We start from the raw sequence: 17,007 nt of genomic DNA, 5'->3' as shown, positions 1-17,007 counted from the left end.
CGTATAGGAGGGATAAAATTTGAAAGCAATTTATTTATACGATACAACTAGCCGCACGTTTCAAGGTTCTAAGCTAGTTGATGATGATTATGTGGCAACAGCTGGTGAAACTGAAATCAAACCGACTGATGGTTTATATGAACCAATCACATTTCCGACTGATGACGCTACCGCGTGGGTCGGTACAGACAAAGCAGTGTGGCAAGCGGCACAAGATGCAGCTAATCAGGCATATTTAAAGGAACATCCAGAAGAGGCGCCACAGCCAACGGCTGAACAACAAGCGTTGACCGCACTAGCTCAACAGATTGCAGACAATGATACAAATACAACCACACAAATCACATCAATTGAACAGGCAATGACGGCACTAGCTACAGGAACAACAAAAAATGGAGGTAATGCATAATGTTTATTACATTTAAATTCGCGTATCAACTTTGGAACACCATGACAAAGGAAGACGTCGCGGCACAGGTCGTTAAATCATCTATTACGGCTGACCAATACAAGGCAATTGTTGGTGAGGAATATCAGGTGCCAGCTGCCTCAACGGCACCAGTTGACACTTCGACTGCAGCATCTGATTCTACTGCTGCTAGTGGCACAGCTAACGTAACGCCTACAGTTTAGGCGTTTTTATTTTACCTAAATTTAAGAGAAGGTGATGCGGTTGGGACCACACATGATGTTTCTTGGCTGGCAAATTGCCGACTGGGCGGCTGTGGCGGCTTTTTTGTCTGCGATAATTGGGGCGGTAGTATGGCTAGTCAAGAAAATTATTGTAGATCCATCAGTGGAGCGAATGATGTATAGCAATAAGATTCTGAATAACACAATTCATGCATTAGGCGAAAAGGTAGATGGTATTGGCGGTAATGCTGATATCGTCCACAAAGATCATGAGCATCGGCTTAATGATCACCGAGAGCACCTAGCTCGTCATGACGAGGAAATCAAAACTTTATTTGAGCGTACAGATAAGGAGGAGCGAAATCATGAAAATTAATTTTAACGTTAAATCGACTAAGGCTTGGGCGGCGCTGGGGTCTGCTGTGATTGGGGCTGTGGTGTCTGTTTTGGCAGCACTTGGCATTGTAATCAAGCCGACAGACGCCACGACACTCTATAGTACGGTCACCGCTGTTCTGTCGCTGTTGGCTGCAGCTGGAATTCTGACTGACACAAACAAGCCCGCGGGAGACGATAAGGAGGATTAATATGCGTAATTTGGCTTTTACAAGTGATAGTCAGCAGTCAATAAAATTGGGCGATTCCAGCGATGTTTTATCACTAAAAGTAACGGAATTAAATCAGCCCGTAGATTTATCCAAGGCGTCATCAATTACAGTTAAGATCGGGAATGCCCAGGGATTCTTAACAGACATTAACGTGGAGGTTTCTAGTCTAAAATACCCAACCGATGGGATAATTGATGTTGTGATCAGCAGTAAGATTTCTAGCGAATTGCCCGCTGGACAGTATCTAATCGAAGTTTGGATCAAGGACGCTCAAGGAAACACAGTTATCTATCCAGACACCAGTTATCCAACTGTGATTGGCTTTTCGATCAAAAAAAACATTATGACAGCGACGTCGACTGTTATTACAACGATCACCCTAGCAGATTTCGAAACTAAGTTTGACGACATGCAAAAGGATTTGCAAGACAAAGTGACTAGCGGCTATTTCAAAGGTGACAAAGGTGATACTGGTGACTCGGCTTATGCCGTAGCAAAAGCTGGTGGTTTTAAAGGTACTGAATCAGAATGGTTGGCTAGTCTTAAAGGTGCCACTGGTGCAACAGGTACTGTTGACAATGCTGGGTTAATTAGTGCACCTGCATTCCAGAGCTTGCAAACTCAAGTTAACAACTTGCAGGTGGGTGGACAAAATTACCTTTTAAATTCTGCCACGCTCAGATCAGGGTGGGGTGCAAACTTATCGGCAAAAGCAGAAATTTTTGAATTAATCACTGAAGCTGGCGTCGATAATACAGTATTGCATGTCAAAAATAGTCTTGGAACTGCTGCAATTGGCTTGTATCAAATCCTGACTCATAAATTTGAAGTTGGTAAAGCTATTACCCAAAGCGTTATGGTTCGTGGACATGGTCAATTATATTTAGGTTTTGGCGCTGTGAATAAAACGTTTACGATTGATAGTGATGCCTATACTAAAATTTATCTTCCTGGGATAGTAACAGATACGGGTGGCGTATTTAAGCTGTATGCGAATGATATTGGTGAAATTTGGTGTCACTCGCCAAAAATAGAAACGGGTAACTTAGCTACTGATTGGTGCCTTAATCCATCAGAAATTTTGACGCAATCGGATTACGCAAAAATAAAAGCTGCTATTGTAGCGCTAGGGGGGACGTTATCATGAGTTTTAATTTAAGCGAATTTTTAACAGAAGGATTAATTAGCAGTGTTAACAACGGATTGATCCAGCCGGAGTTAGCTACAGTATACGCTGGCAATTATTTAGTGAAATCACTGATTACCCAAGCTCAGGTTACTCAGGTATCCGATGCAATTACAGCCTACAAGGCCGCACAGGTATCAGCAGATCAGACAGCAGCTGGGATTTTGATTGATACAAACAAACCCACGGGAGACGATCAGAGTGCAAAATAAAACTAAATTAGCAACCCGTTTAACAGTCGCCGCCGCGGCTGTTTTTTTGTTGGCGCCAGTAGCTTTGAGTACAGCACCAGCACAAGCTGCTAAAGGTGATTACGGTGTCGATTGGTCTAAATATCAGGGTAATACCGGCGTATTTGGTTACGCCAAAGATAAGTTCGCCATTGCCCAAGTGGGCGGCTATTATAATGGTTACTTTTCTGATCAGTCCACCTACGCGACACAAGTTCAATATGCGATTGCTCAGGGTAAAAGGGCGCATACTTATATTTATGCGCAGTTTGCAAATAACGCCGAAGCCGATCAGATGCTTAATTATTATCTGCCTAAAGTCCAAATGCCAAAAAGTTCTATTGTGGCTTTAGACGTCGAATCTGGGACGCCGTCAACTAGTGCGATCATTTATGCCATGGGACGTATCAAGGCTGCTGGCTTCACGCCTATCTTGTATAGTGGTGATTCCTTTATTAAAGCTAACATTAATTATGAGCAAGTTCTACAGGCGTTCCCTAATTCGCTCTGGGTTGCTCGCTATCCTGATTATCAGGTGCGGTCAGCTGAGGACACCGAAGCATTGCCTGTGATCGATGGTATGGCGATTGCTCAGTTTACGTCTACTTACATTGCTGGTGGTTTAGATGGTAATAAGGACTATTTAGGTATCACAGACAACGGCTATAACGGCACCACGACCAGTTCAGTTGGCGGTACCAAGGTTAAACCAGCCACGACTACGCCAGCGATTGCCGCAGGTCAAGCTGCTAATAACACGCCTAAGTCAGCCATTAAGGTCGGCGACACGGTCAAGGTTAACTTTAGCGCTAGTAAGTGGGCGACCGGCGAAAACATTCCAAGCTGGGTAAAGGGGCAAAACTATACGGTGGCTGAGGTTAGTGGCACTAAGCTACTGTTATCCGGCATTAACAGCTGGCTTGATCGCAGCAACGCCGAAATCCTATCTGTTACCGGTACAACTACTGCTGGTGGCTCAACCTATACTGTGCAATCTGGTGACACGCTCAGTGGTATTGCGGCAAAGTATGGTACTAGCGTATCCGCCTTAGCTAGCCTAAATGGTATTAGCAACACTAATTATATTTATATTGGACAAAAGCTGACAATTAAAGGTAATGCTGCAGCAGCTAGCGGTATTAGTTACTATACCGTACAAAGTGGTGATACCTTATCAGCAATCGCCGTAGCACACGGCTTAACCACAGCCACGCTTGCCGCTTATAACGGGATCACCAACTATAACTTTATCCAAGTCGGTCAACAACTTAAATTTAGTGGTGGTGCGACTGCTACTAGTCGGAGTTACACCGTAAAATATGGTGACAACTTAAGTACGATTGCCGCTAATCTAGGCACCACGGTAGCATCGTTAGCGGCTAAAAATAACATTGGCAACACAAACTTGATCTATACGGGTCAGACACTCAAATATTAATTAAATACTATCGATTCAACAACAAATTAGCCTATCCCTTGCGGGGTAGGTCTTTTTTTGTTGGCCAAAAATAAAAACAATTATTTTAAATTAATTATGTAAATAGTATTGACATATTATGTAAATAGTATATACTAAAGACATAGAGTTAAAGGTAATCAAAAACAAACAAAGGGGTCTTAAAAATGACAAACGCAGAAATCTTTACAGCAGCATGGGTATTAGCAAAACAAGGTGCAAAACGTTTCGGCGGTTCATCAAAAGACTTCTTTGCTTGTAGCTTAAAAATCACTTACACAAACAAAGGAGAAAATAAAATGACTGGCTTAAATGGCTATCGTAAAGTTATCCGTGATTCAAAAGATTTCAATGAAGACACTGCTTTAACACTTGATCGTTCAGAATTGCAAAACCAAATCATCGAAACCGTTGTTCCAATGTTCTTCCGTAGCGAAAAGAAAATCAGTACTTGGACTCGTAACATGAAATGCACTATGATCATCTCAAAAGATTTCCCAACAGCTGAAAAAGCACAAGTATTAGTTGACAAAATTAATGCAGTAAACGACGAAAAGCTTTTCCGCCCAGCTTCTGCACGCAAAGGCAACAAGGGTAAGATTGTTGTCAGCTTTGGCTTTAGCAAGTTACGCTTATTCTACTAAAATGAGGCTTAATCATGACAGAAAAACAATTTCACGATATTTTCGGTAAGCTTTACTGGTATGCACTGCAATTTCGTGGTGTGTCGCCAGGGTGTCAACCCAGCAGTGCTGCAGATAATGATTTAAATTTCGGCCGTAAAGGTTACGGAGCGGTCGGCTACAAGCAGCCGCTAAGTCAAAAGCAGATCAGTGACTATGAATTGAAGCCATTGGGTTTTATAGCATGGGATAAATTAAAATAAACGTGTAAAAAGTATTTACAAATAATGTAAAAGGTATATACTAAGAGTATAGAAAAGATAAAGAAAAGGGGAAACATGATGAGAAATAATCAAAAAGTAAATCAAAAAGCAGTTATTGAGGTAGTTACCGAAATGGAAAAATCAATTGAAAATGAAGCTGTATTAGTAAAAAAGGCTGCTAACGCAATCGGCTATAACCATTTAACACGTGTGGAAACCGAATCGGTTTTGACTCGTTTTGTAAAGCTACATTCTGAATTTGATAAATTTCAGCTAAGTGATCCAGCAAAATCCGAGGCCGCACAAGGATTATTTTCTACAGCCTATGTTGCATTAAAGGGTGACGCTGGGGCAATACTGGCTACAGAGTAATGACAAATATAATCAAAATATATACAGATGGATCATACAGCCCAACCGCCCAAACTGGTGGCTGGGCTTATATGATAAATGATGATGAGGGTTTTTACAGCAAGTGCGAGTTACGCCGTGAATCAGGTAGACAGAAAGATCCGATTTTTTTTGAAATAAAAGCAATAGCTAAAGCACTAGAGGCAGTGCCAACCACTAAAATAAAAGTGATCGTATACACAGATTCAATCCAAGCTGTAAACTTTGCTCATGGATTAGATGGCGGTGGAAATGAAAAAATGCCAGATAATCAGTGGGCAAAGGAAAATTTTGAGCGAACCGTTGCTAATATTAAAAAACTAAAGCGGCAGTTAGATCGAATTCAAAATGTTGAAGTCGTTAAAACACGAGGACATATCGGATTAAATACGAAAATCCATAATAAATTATATAAATTTTTGTACGGAAAAAGGAGTAAACACTAATGACACATGAAACGGCATTTAACCACCCATGGCGCGACGAGCTGGGCAATGATATGGATAAAGCAAAAGCTATTTTGGCAAATGAGGCTGTCACTATAACTTTTATTAATAACACAACTGGCATCAACCGTATGAGTCTTACGCAGTATCGCAATGGCAGCACTAATTTAGAAAAAGCAAAGTGGGAAACGGTCACAAAGTTGGCACGAGCTTACGAAGCTGATTGGATTCAGCAAAATATTGGTGATCAACAAACGGAATTTGCCCAATTTATTAAAGCATTTACCGGCAAACTGACAGCAGCCGCGGATCAAGTTGAAGAAAATGACCCCGAAATGGGCGATACATTTGACTTACTGAACGATATGACGACTAGCGATATTATCCAATTGATCACACTTTATAAAAATTATATCAGTGAAGACTAAAAGATGAATTTCAATAGCAAAAAAGCACCCTAGCCATAATGGCCGGAGTGCTGTTTTATTATCGCATTGCCGCACGCTTGGCCGATTGCTTGTCCGGATATATAGGCAAGCAGTGAGCCAGTACTACTGACAACAGCTATGATCACCGTGCAATTGATCACTTGCCGCCAGATGCCATCATTGATATAAATTTGCATAATAAAAATCACTCCTTTATATTTAAGTTACGCAAAGTAGGAGTGATTTAATTTAATTAAATTAATTGTTCCAAAAGAACCGGTAAATCAACACTTTTTGGTGACGTAACTTTTGAAAAATAGGCCTAAAAGTTACGTCAAAGTTACGTCACAGCACAATTTTAGGTGCATTTATATGATTTTATTAAAAATAAAAACGCCTATTTATAGGCGTTCTCAAATCATATGAAATCATACATAATCATATAATACTGCTTTTACTTAGCCAGCTCGTAGATGGCTTGGGCGTAGATTGCGGCTGCTTTTAGGAAGTCAGCCTTTAAAGTGTATTCATTAGCTTGATGCATGACGTTCTCACGATCGTCGAACAGTGCGCCAAATGCGACCCCACGCTTAAGTAGGCGCCCATAAGTACCACCGCCAACAACTTCTTGGTGACCTGGTTGACCAGTGCGGGCTTCAAACACGGACAATAAGGTAGCAACCAAAGGATCATCAGGTGCAACGTAATGTGGTGTCATGGAGTGCGCACTAGGCACGATCTCAACTTGGTAATCCGTCAGTGTTTGTTTAATGTTGCGCGTAATAGTTGCCGCATCGGTTCCTTTGGGATAACGGACGTTCAGCAAGAGATCAGGTACTGTACCAGCTTGATAGTTGAAAAGATCAGGGCTAGCAGTTAAGTCGCCCATGATCTCATCGGTATGGGCAATATTTAAATGCTGACCGCGGTCAGCTTGATGGAAGTAATCGCGAATTATTGTGACGTAAGCTTTGCCAGCCTGATCAAGGTCTAAGTCAGCTAAGAAAGTTGCTAAGTAAGTTGCGGCGTTAATACCATCTTCGGGTGCCATGGAATGGGCAACTTTACCGATAACAGTTAAGGTGCTGGTAGCACCAGTTTGTTTGAGTTGACCAGTCACGGGATTAGCGGCTAGAAAAGCCTCAAAAGCAGTCGCCAAATCGGCAGCACCAGTGATGACGGCTTTAGCGTTTTGCGGTACCATATTACTACGCAATCCAGCTGTAAAGCTGGTTAACGTTAAAGTTGCTGCCTTACTTTGGGCCAACGTTGGAAATTTAATGGTTAAGTCAGTGATGCCTTTTTCACCATTGATGATTGGAAATTCAGCATCAGGTGAGAAGCCAAAGTCAGGCATTTTTTCTGTTTCTTGGTAACGATTTAGACCAGTCCAGTCGGATTCTTCATCGGTACCAAAAATAAGCTGAACTTTTTTACTTAATGGTAAACCAAGATCACGGACGATTTTTAGACCATAATAAGCCGCAACTGAAGGTCCCTTATCATCGCTGGTACCACGGCCGATGAGTTTGCCGTCTTGCTCAGTTAATTTAAATGGTTCCGTTGCCCAGCCTTCGCCAGCGGGCACTACATCCATATGAGCGAAAATACCTAAAGCTTCAGTGCCGTTACCGTATTCAATACGGCCAGCTAAGTTATCAATATTTTTCGTGGTAAAGCCGTCGCGTTCGCCAAATGAGAGCACTTTAAGCAATGCATCTCGAGGTCCTTCACCAAGTGGGGCGCTGGCTGTCGCCTCGGCATCATTGCGTGAAGAATTGATCGCAATTAAGGCGGCTAGATCGGCCAGCATTTCTGGAGTGCGTTGTTGAACTTCTTTTTCCCAATCAATCGTCATAGTGTTGCACCTGCTTCCAAATAGGATAAAATAAACACTATCAGCGTATCATATTTAAGACATTAGGCAACGAAAATTACCTGTTTAATGAGAAAAGAGGGCGGCTTAATGGGAATTTTGGTACGGGAGTTACTTGCCCAACCCATTATTTTAGCGCAGCGGGTGAAATTACGCCCGGTGACGTTAGCGGATACAGCAGCACTACTAGCATATGCTAGTGATCCGGCAACAGCACATTATGTTTTTCCAGTACAGCATAGCGTTGAAGATAGTAAAAATACAATTTTGGATTTTTTCATGGCGCAACCAGCTGGTCAGTATGGGATTGCGTTACAAGCTAATGATCAGCTGATCGGCACATTACAATTGTTGAATATTGATGAAGCTAATCGCAAAGCTAGCTTAGCCTATGTACTGGATCCAACTTATCAGCATCAGGGCTACATGCAAGAAAGTTTGCAGGCCTTATTGGCTGTCCTTTTTCAGCAAACCAGCCTACAGCGACTTTACGCGTTACATGAACCCGAAAACCAAGCGTCGGCAAAGGTGATGTTAGCTGCAGGATTGCAGCAAGAAGGGGTTTTGCACCAAACTATTTTTATCCGCCATCAGTTTGTTGATGGTTGTTTACACGCAATGACGCGTGATCAGTATTTGAATGGAGTGAACGATGATGAATGAGTTACAACAACGTCAATTAGCCGCTGCAACGGCCTATATGCAGCAAGTTTTAGGTCAAGATCACAGCGGCCACAGTGTTGACCATATCCAGCGGGTCGTACGCTTGACGACGACTATCTGTCAGCAAGAACAAGTGGCTGTTTTTGTCCCTGTACTGGCAGCGACATTGCATGACGTCATTGATGATAAGGTTGTGTCAGATGTGGAGACGGCACGGCAAGAGCTACGTGATTTTTTGACCATGCAGCAAGTTAGCGTCACTGAACAAGCTGAAATTTGGCAGATCATTGATCGATTGTCATTTAGCAAGAATTTGGTGCATAAGCAACAGCTCTCACTAAATGGTCAAATTGTACAGGATGCTGATCGATTAGATGCTATTGGCGCCATTGGCATCGCGCGGACCTTTTATTATGGTGGTCATACTGGTGCAGCAATGTACGATCCAGCTATTAAACCGCGCACACAAATGGATAAAAGCGCTTATCGCAAGCAAAGCCCAGTCATTAATCATTTTTACGAGAAATTATTATTGTTACAAGATAGTATGAATACCGCCAGCGCTAAAAAAATTGCAGCGCAACGGCAGCAGGTGATGCTAGACTTTTTAGCTGAGTTTAAGGCTGAATGGAATGGTGACGTGTGAGCGTGCTACATAGATAAAAAGAGAGGAAGTCAGCCAATAGGCGACTTCCTCTTTATTATCAGTGCTTATCTTCATTAACGTGCTGAATCACTTGACCAAAAATACTGATCACATGATGGTCAGCTAGTGAGTAGTAGATCACCTTGCCAGCGCGGCGATTCTTGACTAAACCAGCTTGTTTCAAGGTCTGTAATTGATGTGACACCGATGACTGCGACATATCTAACACAGCAACAATACCGGAAACCGATAATTCGGACTCATACAACGCATAAAGGATACGGGCACGGGTTTTGTCGCCGAGCACTTTAAACAGCGTTGTAATATGCGCCAAAACAGCGTCATCGGGAATCGCATCTTGGACAGCAGTGACTAACGCTGTCGGGGCAACAGAATTTTCCATGTAAAAAAACCTCCTTTACGAATTTGTTGAGTCAGAAGGCTGAACCACTTTCTAAACCAGCGTCTGTACCATATTATACCAGATAACGTCACCATGAGTGGAGCTGGACTGGCCGTCATTATGAAAACCAGCTAACTCGTAAAAAGGGATCAAGCGCTGTTCACAGGTCAAGGTAACGGCCTGGCGCTGCTGGTGGCGTGCTATCTGCGCTAACTCAGTTAGTAATCGTTGCGCCACACCGTGATGGCGCCAACTAGGTGCAACAGCTAAACCCAGGACGCTTTGGTAACCGCCAGCTAGTGGGTTTGGTTGGGTCGTCGTAAATAAATCATCGGTTAAATAAAGGTGTTGCATCACGGGACCATTAATGAAGCCGATCACTTGTTCATGCTCGGTTGCCACGAGAAAGGTGTCGCTGATCGTGGCGATCCGCGTTTTGAAGGCCGTTGCTGTGGCGGCTTTAGCAGGTGAAAAGCCTGCTTTTTCAATTTCAATTAGTTGAGATAAATCACTAGGCATGACATGACGAATTTGCAAAAGATGACCTCCAATAGCGTTAATTATTTTGTGGGTTAAATTGGGCTTGTAAATAGCTGATCGTTGGTGCGGCTAGTCCTTGTTGCAACCGACTAATTGGTAAAGTCTGCGTTGTTGGTAAATAATCAGCAAAATTTGGTAGTTTTAGATTAGCTAAGCGTGCGACTGGCAATAATTGTTGGTAGTCTAATTGTGGTTCGCCAGTGGCTAAAGTGATCAGCGTACGTTCGGCGGGTAACCAGCCTTGTTGATTCAGCTCGAACCATGGGCGGCCAGCAACTAATTTAACTGCTGTGATCGTCGCGGTTGTGCCAGTGGCTAAGTGACCCACGATTTGTTGCGGTTGATCAGGGCTAGCCACTAATGGCGCCTGATTGAGCCGTGGCCTCAGCTGTACCGTGCCATTCAAGTAAGGCGCCGCCAATAAGGCATCACTACCAAAATTCAAATAGTCGGTGTTGACCCAACGCTGCTGGTCTAACGCGGCGTAATCAGTTTTGGCCGCGGTGACCAAGCTATTTAGTGAGTAAGCGCGTTGGGCTTGTAGTACTTTACCAGGTGTTTGGGTTAAGTAAGGATTAGTGACACTAGCAACCGTATGCGTGGTACTAACGGTGGCTTTAGTGGCCGTTAGTGGGGTCAAAGTTGTGCCATGTTTGGCTTGTGCGTACTCGCTAGCTAAATGTGAGTAATTCGTGACGATACCATCGACGTCATCTAAACTAATATCGGCTAAAGCACTAGCTTGTTCGTCAATATCGCTCCAAACAAAAACCTGTTTACCTAACGTGTGCATTTGCTGGAGAAAAGCTGGCGTCAGTAGCGTATTATCAAGATCAACGCCAGTCATGACCTGTAGCGTGTCAAAATCAATATCGCTAAGCTCATTGGCAATCAAGTAGCGCGGCACGGTCGGCAATAACTGACTAAAAGAAACGATACTGGCAGCAGAAAATGATTGCACCATGACCCGGTTTTCCATGTGGTATTGCTGAACGAGTGCCGCAACCTTAGCCTCCATATCGAGCGGCTTATTTTTTTTACTTTTCTTGGTTTCCAAAACAAAGTGAGTCTGCGGCTGGTTTTGATAATGGGCAAATAATTCGTCTAGTGAATGAATTGGTTCACCGTTACTTTGTTGGACTTGCTGTAGTTGCGCGAAGTCTGTTTTACTAATGCTAATATTTTGGCCGCTAATGCGTTTTAAATTACTATCGTGGGAAATAACTAAGGTACCGTCTTTACTCTCACGCAGATCTAGCTCAGCGTAGTTGGCACCTTCGGCAAAAGCATCATCGAAACTTTGAAAGGTTTCTTCAGGTGCGTTAATTGGGTCACCTCGATGGCCAATAACAGTAAAACCACTGAACACCAAAAAACAGCAAGCCACTAATAGCAAGTTAAGCGGTAATGTAAAAGAAGCAATTATTTTTTTCAATTGATTAAAACCACATTTCTAAAAGACTAACTAAACGTGTTGTTCAATAAGGATAATACAGTACGCTCTAGTATAGCTGATTTGCAAATTAAATGTAAACTCAACAAGGAACGTAAAAGAGCTGTCTTTCCCACTGCTTTTCTAGTATACTATTTTCAGATTGTCGCTCAAGGTTTGTGTATCGAAGGGAGGACCGACCAGTACTACGGTAAAACAATAGAAAGAAGGATATGGGATGTACTTAGTTGTCAACATTGTCGGGATTTTTATTTTTCTCGCAATTGCATTTGCTTTCTCCAAAAATCGTCATAATATTAAATGGCGTTCAATTATTGTGATGTTAGTTATAAATATAGTGCTTGCTTGGTTCTTTACTAGTTTTTCGGTGGGGACGGATATTGTTAAAGGCGCCGCTGATGGTTTTAATTGGTTAGTCGCTGTGGCTTATCAAGGGATCGAATTTGCCTTGTCTAGCTGGGTCCATGTGAAGTCGATGGATTTCGTCACCAGTGCGCTATTGCCGATTTTAATGATCGTGCCATTATTTGATATTTTAACGTACATTGGTATACTACCCTTTATTATTAAATGGATCGGCCGTGGCTTAGCGGTAATTACTGGGCAACCTAAGTTTGAATCTTTTTTTGCGGTTGAAATGATGTTCTTAGGTAATACTGAGGCGTTAGCCGTTTCTAGCTTACAATTAAAGCAAATGAGAGCAGAACGTGATTTGACGTTGGCGATGATGTCAATGAGTTGCGTCACAGCCTCAATTTTAGGTGCTTATACCCAAATGATGCCAGGTCAGTATATTCTGACTGCGGTACCGATCAATATTATTAATGCTATTATTGTCACTAATTTACTTAACCCACTGACGGTAACGCCAGAAGAAGATACGATTGCCCGGATGTCCGGTAGTAATAGTAGCGATGCTGGCACTGATGATGTACCAGCTAAGCGGGAACCATTTTTCTCCTTCTTAGGTGATTCCATTCTTGGTGCTGGCCGTTTAATTTTGATCATCGCTGCCAACGTTATTGCGTTTGTTGCATTAGCTGCTTTGATCGATAAGATTCTGATGTTATTCAATCCATGGCTGACCTTGGAACATATTTTAGGCATTATCATGTTCCCATTTGCTTGGTTAACAGGTTTGAATGTCAGTGATGCCTTTAAATTTGCCCAGTTCATGGGGACTAAATTAGTCACTAATGAATTTGTTGTTATGGGTAAAGTTACTGGCTCGATCAATGACTATGCGCCCCATTTTAAGGCAATGTTGACCGTCTTCTTAACATCATTTGCCAACTTCTCTACGGTTGGTATGGTTATCGGTGCCTTCAAGGGCATAGTTGATAAGGAAAAGAATGATTTGATTTCTGCCAACGTGGGTTACTTACTACTTTCCGGAATTTTAGTATCACTATTATCTGCCGGAATCGTCGGTGTCTTTGTTTGGTAAACGATTTATCAGTTCATTAAGGTTTGACTAGAAAAGTTAGTCTAAGGACTAACTTTTTCTTATCCATTAAAATAAAGCGCTTTCCGTACTGATTGAAATCAAATGGGGGCTATGCTATGCTTTTTGTGTGAGAATAGCGTAAAAGTAGGCGCGTAACATAATTGTGTGAAAGAGGGAATAATGATGGCACAAAAGAAAATGATTTTGGATTTAGATACCGGAATCGATGATGCGTTGGCGATTGCTTATGCTTTAGCCAGTGAAGAAGTTGATTTGATCGGTATTACCAGTACGTACGGTAACGTGGTGACGACTCAAGCTGGGCAGAATAGTCTGCGGATCTTAGAATTATTAGGTCGAACAGATATTCCAGTTTATCTAGGCTTACCGCACGCTACGACCACAGATCATTTTGATGTGATGCAGGTTAGTCAAGATATTCATGGTGTTAACGGTATTGGCGAAGTTGCATTACCGCAAGCACAACGAGCAGTGGAAAAAACAACTGCCGTTGACTTTATGATTGCAGCCGCGCGGCAGTATGGAGATAACTTAATTATTGTACCGACAGGACCGATGACTAACTTGGCGGCGGCTTTAGCCCAAGCACCAGAGTTAACGGAATTAGTCGGTAATGTTACCTTTATGGGTGGCGCCTTGACTGTACCAGGAAACGTCACTGAAGTCGGTGAAGCCAACATCAATCAAGATCCAGCAGCTGCTGATCAGGTATTGCGCAGTCGCTTTAAGTTAACCATGGTCGGGCTAGATGTTACTTTACGCACGTTGCTGACCAAGCACGAAACGCAATTGTGGCGGCAGCTTGGTACTAAATCCAGCCTTGCTTTTGCGAACATCGTTGATTATTATATTGATGCTTATGCTGCGCTTAATCCACAGTTACACGGTTGCGCGTTACATGATCCATTAGCTGTTGGTGTGGCGCTTGATCCTAGTTTGGTGCAGACGATCGGCTTAAATATGAAAGTTGAAACCACAGCGCCATTTGCAGCACGAACAGTTGGCGATGTTGATCGACTCAATGCACCTACCACGAATGTACAGGTAGCTGTCAATGTTGACGCACCAGCCTATTTACAGCGCTTTATGCACCGTTTGACCGCATTATTTGCACAACATTAGCAAGCAGAAAGGACATAACTGATGACTCAAGATGAACTGAAAAAAATGGTCGGCGATTTAGCCGCAACTTACGTGAAAGACGGGATGGTTGTTGGCCTTGGTACCGGCAGCACCGTTAAATTTATGGTCGATGCGCTAGGCCGCCGAGTAGCTGAAGAAGGATTAAAGATCATTGGGGTACCAACCTCTGACCGTACTGCAGAACAAGGACGGCAATTAGGTATTCCCATCAAGTCGATTGATGAAGTAGCGCAAATTGATTTAACCATTGATGGCGCCGATCAGATTGATACCGATTTTCAAGGCATCAAAGGTGGCGGGGCCGCGCATTTATTTGAAAAAATTGTGGCAATCAACTCAAAGCGCAATATGTGGATCGTTGACCAGTCCAAAATGGCACCGCAACTTGGCAGTTTTCCGCTACCACTAGAAGTCATTCCGTATGGCAGTCAACAGTTATTTAAGCGTTTAGCGGCTAATGGGTTAAAACCAGCTTTTCGCGAAAATGCTGGGCAGCGAGTACTGACGGATTCTAAGAATTATGTCATCGACCTACACCTTGGTAAAATTGATGATGTTTTTCAATTAGCGCGTTATTTAAATCAACAAGTTGGTATCGTTGAACATGGCTTGTTTTTGAACGTGGTCAATACCGTTATCGTTGGGTATGCGGATGGCCCTAAAGTTTTGGATGCGCCAGAACGGCCTGATTATCGCGCTATTAAAGCTTAAACTTTCAAGGAGGCACTGAGTAAATGGCAAAGAAAATTATTTTAGATTGTGATCCGGGTCATGATGATGCAATTGCACTTATGATGGCGGTCGCTTCGCCAGCTATTGAATTATTAGCAGTCACTGCTTCAGCTGGTAACCAGACGCCGCAAAAAACGCTGAACAATGTTTTACGTATACTGACCTTATTAGGTCGAACTGACATCCCGGTTGCTAGTGGCAACCAAAAGCCTTTAATGCAAGACTTGCAAATTGCGGCTAATGTGCATGGCGAAACTGGACTGGATGGCACTGAATTACCGGAACCTGGATTTGCCGCACAATCGATTCCTGCAGTTGAACTAATTGCTCAGACGTTACGTGCTAGCACGACGCCCGTTACTTTAGTCGTTACCGGACCCATGACTAATGCGGCATTATTTTTAGCGGTGCATCCAGAATTAAAAGCAAAAATTGAGCAGATTGTCTTTATGGGTGGCGCTATGGGTCTAGGCAACTGGACGCCACAAGTTGAATTTAACATGTTTGTCGATCCTGAAGCGGCTAAAATGGTCATCGATTCAGGCATTCCACTGGTCATGGCTGGGTTAGATGTGACCCACAAAGCACAAATTTTACCAACAGATGTGACTGCTTTTCGTGCAATCGGCAATCCTGTTGCAAAGGCAATTGCTGATTTATTGAACTTTTACCATATTTATTATAGCCAAGCGAAGTGGGGCTTTAAGGGGACACCTGTACATGATCCGTGTACGCTAGCTTGGCTGATTGCGCCTAGTCTATTTGAAACGGTTAAGCGCAATTTAGATATTGAAACGACAGGTCAATTGACTCGCGGCGAAACGATCGTTGATTATTATGAATTAACGGGTAAACCAGTCAATGCGGAAATCATGCTTGATCTTGATCGGGAAAAATTTGTGGCTTTAATAACGCAATGTTTGCACACGTTTGATTAGAATTTAATTTTTTAGTTGGCTTTTAATGGTTGAGGAAGGAACTTTTAAATGAAAATCACAGTGACTAACGAAACTGACTTACGTGAATTGATTATGAAGGATGATTCCACGGCAAATGGTGCGTTGATATTTTTATTGATTCCAATGGAAAATGCTGGTATTTCACGAGTTGGATTTATGGCAGCAGCTAAGCCAAACATTAAAAAGATAACATTAAAAGTTGAATACGATGGTAAATATGTAACTGGATGCTATACGGCTAATGTGACGCATGAGCAGTACGAACAACTAGTTGAAAAACTAAAAAAGTTGCGTGATTACGCTTTTGTTCAAACCTTTAAAATGACAGCACCGTTGGCTAACGAAGACACAACTGTCGTATTAGCTGATGACTAAATTTGATTAAAATGAGAAAGATGTGTCTTTAATTAAAATTTAGATAGACAAAATCACATTTAAGTGGCAATTTATAGATAACCATTTATTTATTTCCTCTAACACATTGTGTTAAAACCGCTTAGTTAGTCATAATTAACGCGGTAGAAACGCCTACACACACCCAGTAGGCGTTTTTATTTTCTTACAAATGTAAGCAGTTACAAAAATACATTGACATTAGCTGTAAAAGCGCTTATATTAGTTCTGTAAGGTATTTCATCATTACCTTTAAATCAATTCTCTTTCTCTCTTATGCCGACCACTGTTTCCGCAGACAGTGGTTATTTTTGTGCGCTGAAAAAGACTTGGCAAGTTGTCCAAAAAAAACTAGAATAGGTTATTGATGTAAAGTCTGTGCATGATGCAATGGATTTTGCGATAGTACTAACAAAGCCTTGTGGTTATAAGTCAAGAGGGTAAAAACTAATAATTTAAGTCAAAATC

At 42.3% G+C, this 17,007-nt stretch carries 24 protein-coding genes; 19 read left to right on the top strand and 5 right to left on the bottom strand.

Annotation, left to right across the window (positions count from 1 at the left end; genetic code table 11):
• The first annotated feature begins 19 nt into the window (after positions 1–19).
• The 12 genes from EKM80_RS08420 (at position 20) to EKM80_RS08365 (ending at position 6,263) form a co-directional block, all read left to right on the top strand.
• Positions 20–409: a hypothetical protein gene (locus EKM80_RS08420; protein ID WP_125552676.1), complete on the top strand. Its 390-nt coding sequence runs from the start codon at positions 20–22 to the stop codon at positions 407–409.
• Positions 409–633 carry an XkdX family protein gene (locus tag EKM80_RS08415; RefSeq protein WP_125552675.1) on the top strand — a complete coding sequence of 75 codons (225 nt, stop codon included), beginning with the start codon at positions 409–411 and terminating at the stop codon, positions 631–633. The genes EKM80_RS08420 and EKM80_RS08415 overlap by 1 nt, the downstream gene beginning before the upstream one ends.
• 40 nt (positions 634–673) lie before the next feature.
• Complete coding sequence (locus tag EKM80_RS08410; protein ID WP_125552674.1) at positions 674–1,009, top strand: hypothetical protein; 336 nt, start codon at positions 674–676, stop codon at positions 1,007–1,009.
• Complete coding sequence (locus EKM80_RS08405; protein ID WP_125552673.1) at positions 999–1,220, top strand: hypothetical protein; 222 nt, start codon at positions 999–1,001, stop codon at positions 1,218–1,220. Before EKM80_RS08410 ends, EKM80_RS08405 begins: the two co-directional genes overlap by 11 nt.
• 1 nt (position 1,221) lies before the next feature.
• Complete coding sequence (locus tag EKM80_RS08400; protein ID WP_125552672.1) at positions 1,222–2,388, top strand: hypothetical protein; 1,167 nt, start codon at positions 1,222–1,224, stop codon at positions 2,386–2,388.
• A complete protein-coding gene (locus EKM80_RS08395; RefSeq protein WP_125552671.1) occupies positions 2,385–2,639 on the top strand; it encodes a hypothetical protein in 255 nt (84 codons plus the stop codon). Before EKM80_RS08400 ends, EKM80_RS08395 begins: the two co-directional genes overlap by 4 nt.
• Complete coding sequence (locus EKM80_RS08390; protein ID WP_191985944.1) at positions 2,629–4,095, top strand: LysM peptidoglycan-binding domain-containing protein; 1,467 nt, start codon at positions 2,629–2,631, stop codon at positions 4,093–4,095. Before EKM80_RS08395 ends, EKM80_RS08390 begins: the two co-directional genes overlap by 11 nt.
• A gap of 185 nt (positions 4,096–4,280) precedes the next feature.
• Positions 4,281–4,757 (top strand): hypothetical protein, encoded by a 477-nt coding sequence (locus EKM80_RS08385; protein ID WP_125552670.1) that lies wholly within the window; start codon positions 4,281–4,283, stop codon positions 4,755–4,757.
• A 14-nt stretch (positions 4,758–4,771) separates the two neighbouring features.
• Entirely contained in the window at positions 4,772–4,999 is a 228-nt protein-coding gene (locus EKM80_RS08380) for a defense against restriction DarA-related protein (protein WP_125552669.1), read from the top strand.
• Between the two features lie 75 nt (positions 5,000–5,074).
• Entirely contained in the window at positions 5,075–5,371 is a 297-nt protein-coding gene (locus tag EKM80_RS08375) for a hypothetical protein (protein ID WP_125552668.1), read from the top strand.
• Positions 5,371–5,835 (top strand): RNase H family protein, encoded by a 465-nt coding sequence (locus EKM80_RS08370; protein ID WP_125552667.1) that lies wholly within the window; start codon positions 5,371–5,373, stop codon positions 5,833–5,835. Before EKM80_RS08375 ends, EKM80_RS08370 begins: the two co-directional genes overlap by 1 nt.
• Positions 5,835–6,263 carry a hypothetical protein gene (locus EKM80_RS08365; protein ID WP_125552666.1) on the top strand — a complete coding sequence of 143 codons (429 nt, stop codon included), beginning with the start codon at positions 5,835–5,837 and terminating at the stop codon, positions 6,261–6,263. The genes EKM80_RS08370 and EKM80_RS08365 overlap by 1 nt, the downstream gene beginning before the upstream one ends.
• A gap of 29 nt (positions 6,264–6,292) precedes the next feature.
• Here EKM80_RS08365 and EKM80_RS14870 read toward each other — a convergent pair whose 3' ends face one another.
• Complete coding sequence (locus EKM80_RS14870; RefSeq protein WP_164509531.1) at positions 6,293–6,460, bottom strand: hypothetical protein; 168 nt, start codon at positions 6,458–6,460, stop codon at positions 6,293–6,295.
• A gap of 257 nt (positions 6,461–6,717) precedes the next feature.
• Positions 6,718–8,121: a dipeptidase PepV gene (gene pepV / locus EKM80_RS08360; protein ID WP_125552665.1), complete on the bottom strand. Its 1,404-nt coding sequence runs from the start codon at positions 8,119–8,121 to the stop codon at positions 6,718–6,720.
• Between the two features lie 108 nt (positions 8,122–8,229).
• Between pepV and EKM80_RS08355 the strand changes: the two genes are divergently transcribed.
• On the top strand, positions 8,230–8,802 hold the full coding sequence (locus EKM80_RS08355; protein WP_125552664.1) for a GNAT family N-acetyltransferase: 573 nt from the start codon (positions 8,230–8,232) through the stop codon (positions 8,800–8,802).
• Positions 8,795–9,448 carry an HD domain-containing protein gene (locus EKM80_RS08350; RefSeq protein ID WP_125552720.1) on the top strand — a complete coding sequence of 218 codons (654 nt, stop codon included), beginning with the start codon at positions 8,795–8,797 and terminating at the stop codon, positions 9,446–9,448. Before EKM80_RS08355 ends, EKM80_RS08350 begins: the two co-directional genes overlap by 8 nt.
• A 58-nt stretch (positions 9,449–9,506) precedes the next feature.
• Here EKM80_RS08350 and EKM80_RS08345 read toward each other — a convergent pair whose 3' ends face one another.
• From EKM80_RS08345 to EKM80_RS08335, 3 genes are read right to left on the bottom strand one after another with little or no spacing between them, the layout of a single operon-like run.
• Positions 9,507–9,851 carry an ArsR/SmtB family transcription factor gene (locus EKM80_RS08345; RefSeq protein WP_125552663.1) on the bottom strand — a complete coding sequence of 115 codons (345 nt, stop codon included), beginning with the start codon at positions 9,849–9,851 and terminating at the stop codon, positions 9,507–9,509.
• Positions 9,852–9,902: 51 nt separating this feature from the next.
• Positions 9,903–10,388 (bottom strand): GNAT family N-acetyltransferase, encoded by a 486-nt coding sequence (locus tag EKM80_RS08340; protein WP_125552662.1) that lies wholly within the window; start codon positions 10,386–10,388, stop codon positions 9,903–9,905.
• Positions 10,389–10,407: 19 nt separating this feature from the next.
• On the bottom strand, positions 10,408–11,826 hold the full coding sequence (locus EKM80_RS08335) for a glycerophosphodiester phosphodiesterase (RefSeq protein WP_225418844.1): 1,419 nt from the start codon (positions 11,824–11,826) through the stop codon (positions 10,408–10,410).
• A 235-nt stretch (positions 11,827–12,061) separates the two neighbouring features.
• Between EKM80_RS08335 and EKM80_RS08330 the strand changes: the two genes are divergently transcribed.
• The 5 genes from EKM80_RS08330 to EKM80_RS08310 all read left to right on the top strand — a co-directional run bounded on the left by EKM80_RS08330 (position 12,062) and on the right by EKM80_RS08310 (position 16,521).
• A complete protein-coding gene (locus tag EKM80_RS08330) occupies positions 12,062–13,291 on the top strand; it encodes a NupC/NupG family nucleoside CNT transporter (RefSeq protein WP_125552661.1) in 1,230 nt (409 codons plus the stop codon).
• Positions 13,292–13,474: 183 nt separating this feature from the next.
• Positions 13,475–14,434: a nucleoside hydrolase gene (locus EKM80_RS08325; RefSeq protein WP_125552660.1), complete on the top strand. Its 960-nt coding sequence runs from the start codon at positions 13,475–13,477 to the stop codon at positions 14,432–14,434.
• 21 nt (positions 14,435–14,455) lie between these two features.
• Positions 14,456–15,166, top strand: a complete 711-nt coding sequence (gene rpiA, locus EKM80_RS08320; protein ID WP_125552659.1) for a ribose-5-phosphate isomerase RpiA — start codon at positions 14,456–14,458, stop codon at positions 15,164–15,166.
• Positions 15,167–15,189: 23 nt separating this feature from the next.
• The gene (gene rihA / locus EKM80_RS08315) at positions 15,190–16,125 is read left to right on the top strand and encodes a pyrimidine-specific ribonucleoside hydrolase RihA (RefSeq protein WP_125552658.1); all 936 of its coding nucleotides are present in this window, start codon (positions 15,190–15,192) and stop codon (positions 16,123–16,125) included.
• A gap of 48 nt (positions 16,126–16,173) precedes the next feature.
• Positions 16,174–16,521 carry a hypothetical protein gene (locus EKM80_RS08310; protein ID WP_125552657.1) on the top strand — a complete coding sequence of 116 codons (348 nt, stop codon included), beginning with the start codon at positions 16,174–16,176 and terminating at the stop codon, positions 16,519–16,521.
• Positions 16,522–17,007 lie beyond the last annotated feature (486 nt).

The sequence above is a fragment of the Loigolactobacillus jiayinensis genome, assembly GCF_003946445.1.
GTDB classification, from domain to species: domain Bacteria; phylum Bacillota; class Bacilli; order Lactobacillales; family Lactobacillaceae; genus Loigolactobacillus; species Loigolactobacillus jiayinensis.
Note: the sequence above shows the minus strand (reverse complement) of the source record. Positions and strands in the feature narration are given on the sequence as shown.

Coding starts and splice junctions, on each gene's coding strand:
- EKM80_RS08415 (WP_125552675.1), top strand. CDS start 409: ATGTTTATTACATTTAAATTCGCGTATCAACTTTGGAACACCATGACA.
- EKM80_RS08405 (WP_125552673.1), top strand. CDS start 999: ATGAAAATTAATTTTAACGTTAAATCGACTAAGGCTTGGGCGGCGCTG.
- EKM80_RS08400 (WP_125552672.1), top strand. CDS start 1,222: ATGCGTAATTTGGCTTTTACAAGTGATAGTCAGCAGTCAATAAAATTG.
- EKM80_RS08395 (WP_125552671.1), top strand. CDS start 2,385: ATGAGTTTTAATTTAAGCGAATTTTTAACAGAAGGATTAATTAGCAGT.
- EKM80_RS08385 (WP_125552670.1), top strand. CDS start 4,281: ATGACAAACGCAGAAATCTTTACAGCAGCATGGGTATTAGCAAAACAA.
- EKM80_RS08380 (WP_125552669.1), top strand. CDS start 4,772: ATGACAGAAAAACAATTTCACGATATTTTCGGTAAGCTTTACTGGTAT.
- EKM80_RS08375 (WP_125552668.1), top strand. CDS start 5,075: ATGATGAGAAATAATCAAAAAGTAAATCAAAAAGCAGTTATTGAGGTA.
- EKM80_RS08370 (WP_125552667.1), top strand. CDS start 5,371: ATGACAAATATAATCAAAATATATACAGATGGATCATACAGCCCAACC.
- EKM80_RS08365 (WP_125552666.1), top strand. CDS start 5,835: ATGACACATGAAACGGCATTTAACCACCCATGGCGCGACGAGCTGGGC.
- EKM80_RS14870 (WP_164509531.1), bottom strand. CDS start 6,460: ATGCAAATTTATATCAATGATGGCATCTGGCGGCAAGTGATCAATTGC.
- pepV (WP_125552665.1), bottom strand. CDS start 8,121: ATGACGATTGATTGGGAAAAAGAAGTTCAACAACGCACTCCAGAAATG.
- EKM80_RS08355 (WP_125552664.1), top strand. CDS start 8,230: ATGGGAATTTTGGTACGGGAGTTACTTGCCCAACCCATTATTTTAGCG.
- EKM80_RS08350 (WP_125552720.1), top strand. CDS start 8,795: ATGAATGAGTTACAACAACGTCAATTAGCCGCTGCAACGGCCTATATG.
- EKM80_RS08345 (WP_125552663.1), bottom strand. CDS start 9,851: ATGGAAAATTCTGTTGCCCCGACAGCGTTAGTCACTGCTGTCCAAGAT.
- EKM80_RS08330 (WP_125552661.1), top strand. CDS start 12,062: ATGTACTTAGTTGTCAACATTGTCGGGATTTTTATTTTTCTCGCAATT.
- EKM80_RS08325 (WP_125552660.1), top strand. CDS start 13,475: ATGGCACAAAAGAAAATGATTTTGGATTTAGATACCGGAATCGATGAT.
- rpiA (WP_125552659.1), top strand. CDS start 14,456: ATGACTCAAGATGAACTGAAAAAAATGGTCGGCGATTTAGCCGCAACT.
- rihA (WP_125552658.1), top strand. CDS start 15,190: ATGGCAAAGAAAATTATTTTAGATTGTGATCCGGGTCATGATGATGCA.
- EKM80_RS08310 (WP_125552657.1), top strand. CDS start 16,174: ATGAAAATCACAGTGACTAACGAAACTGACTTACGTGAATTGATTATG.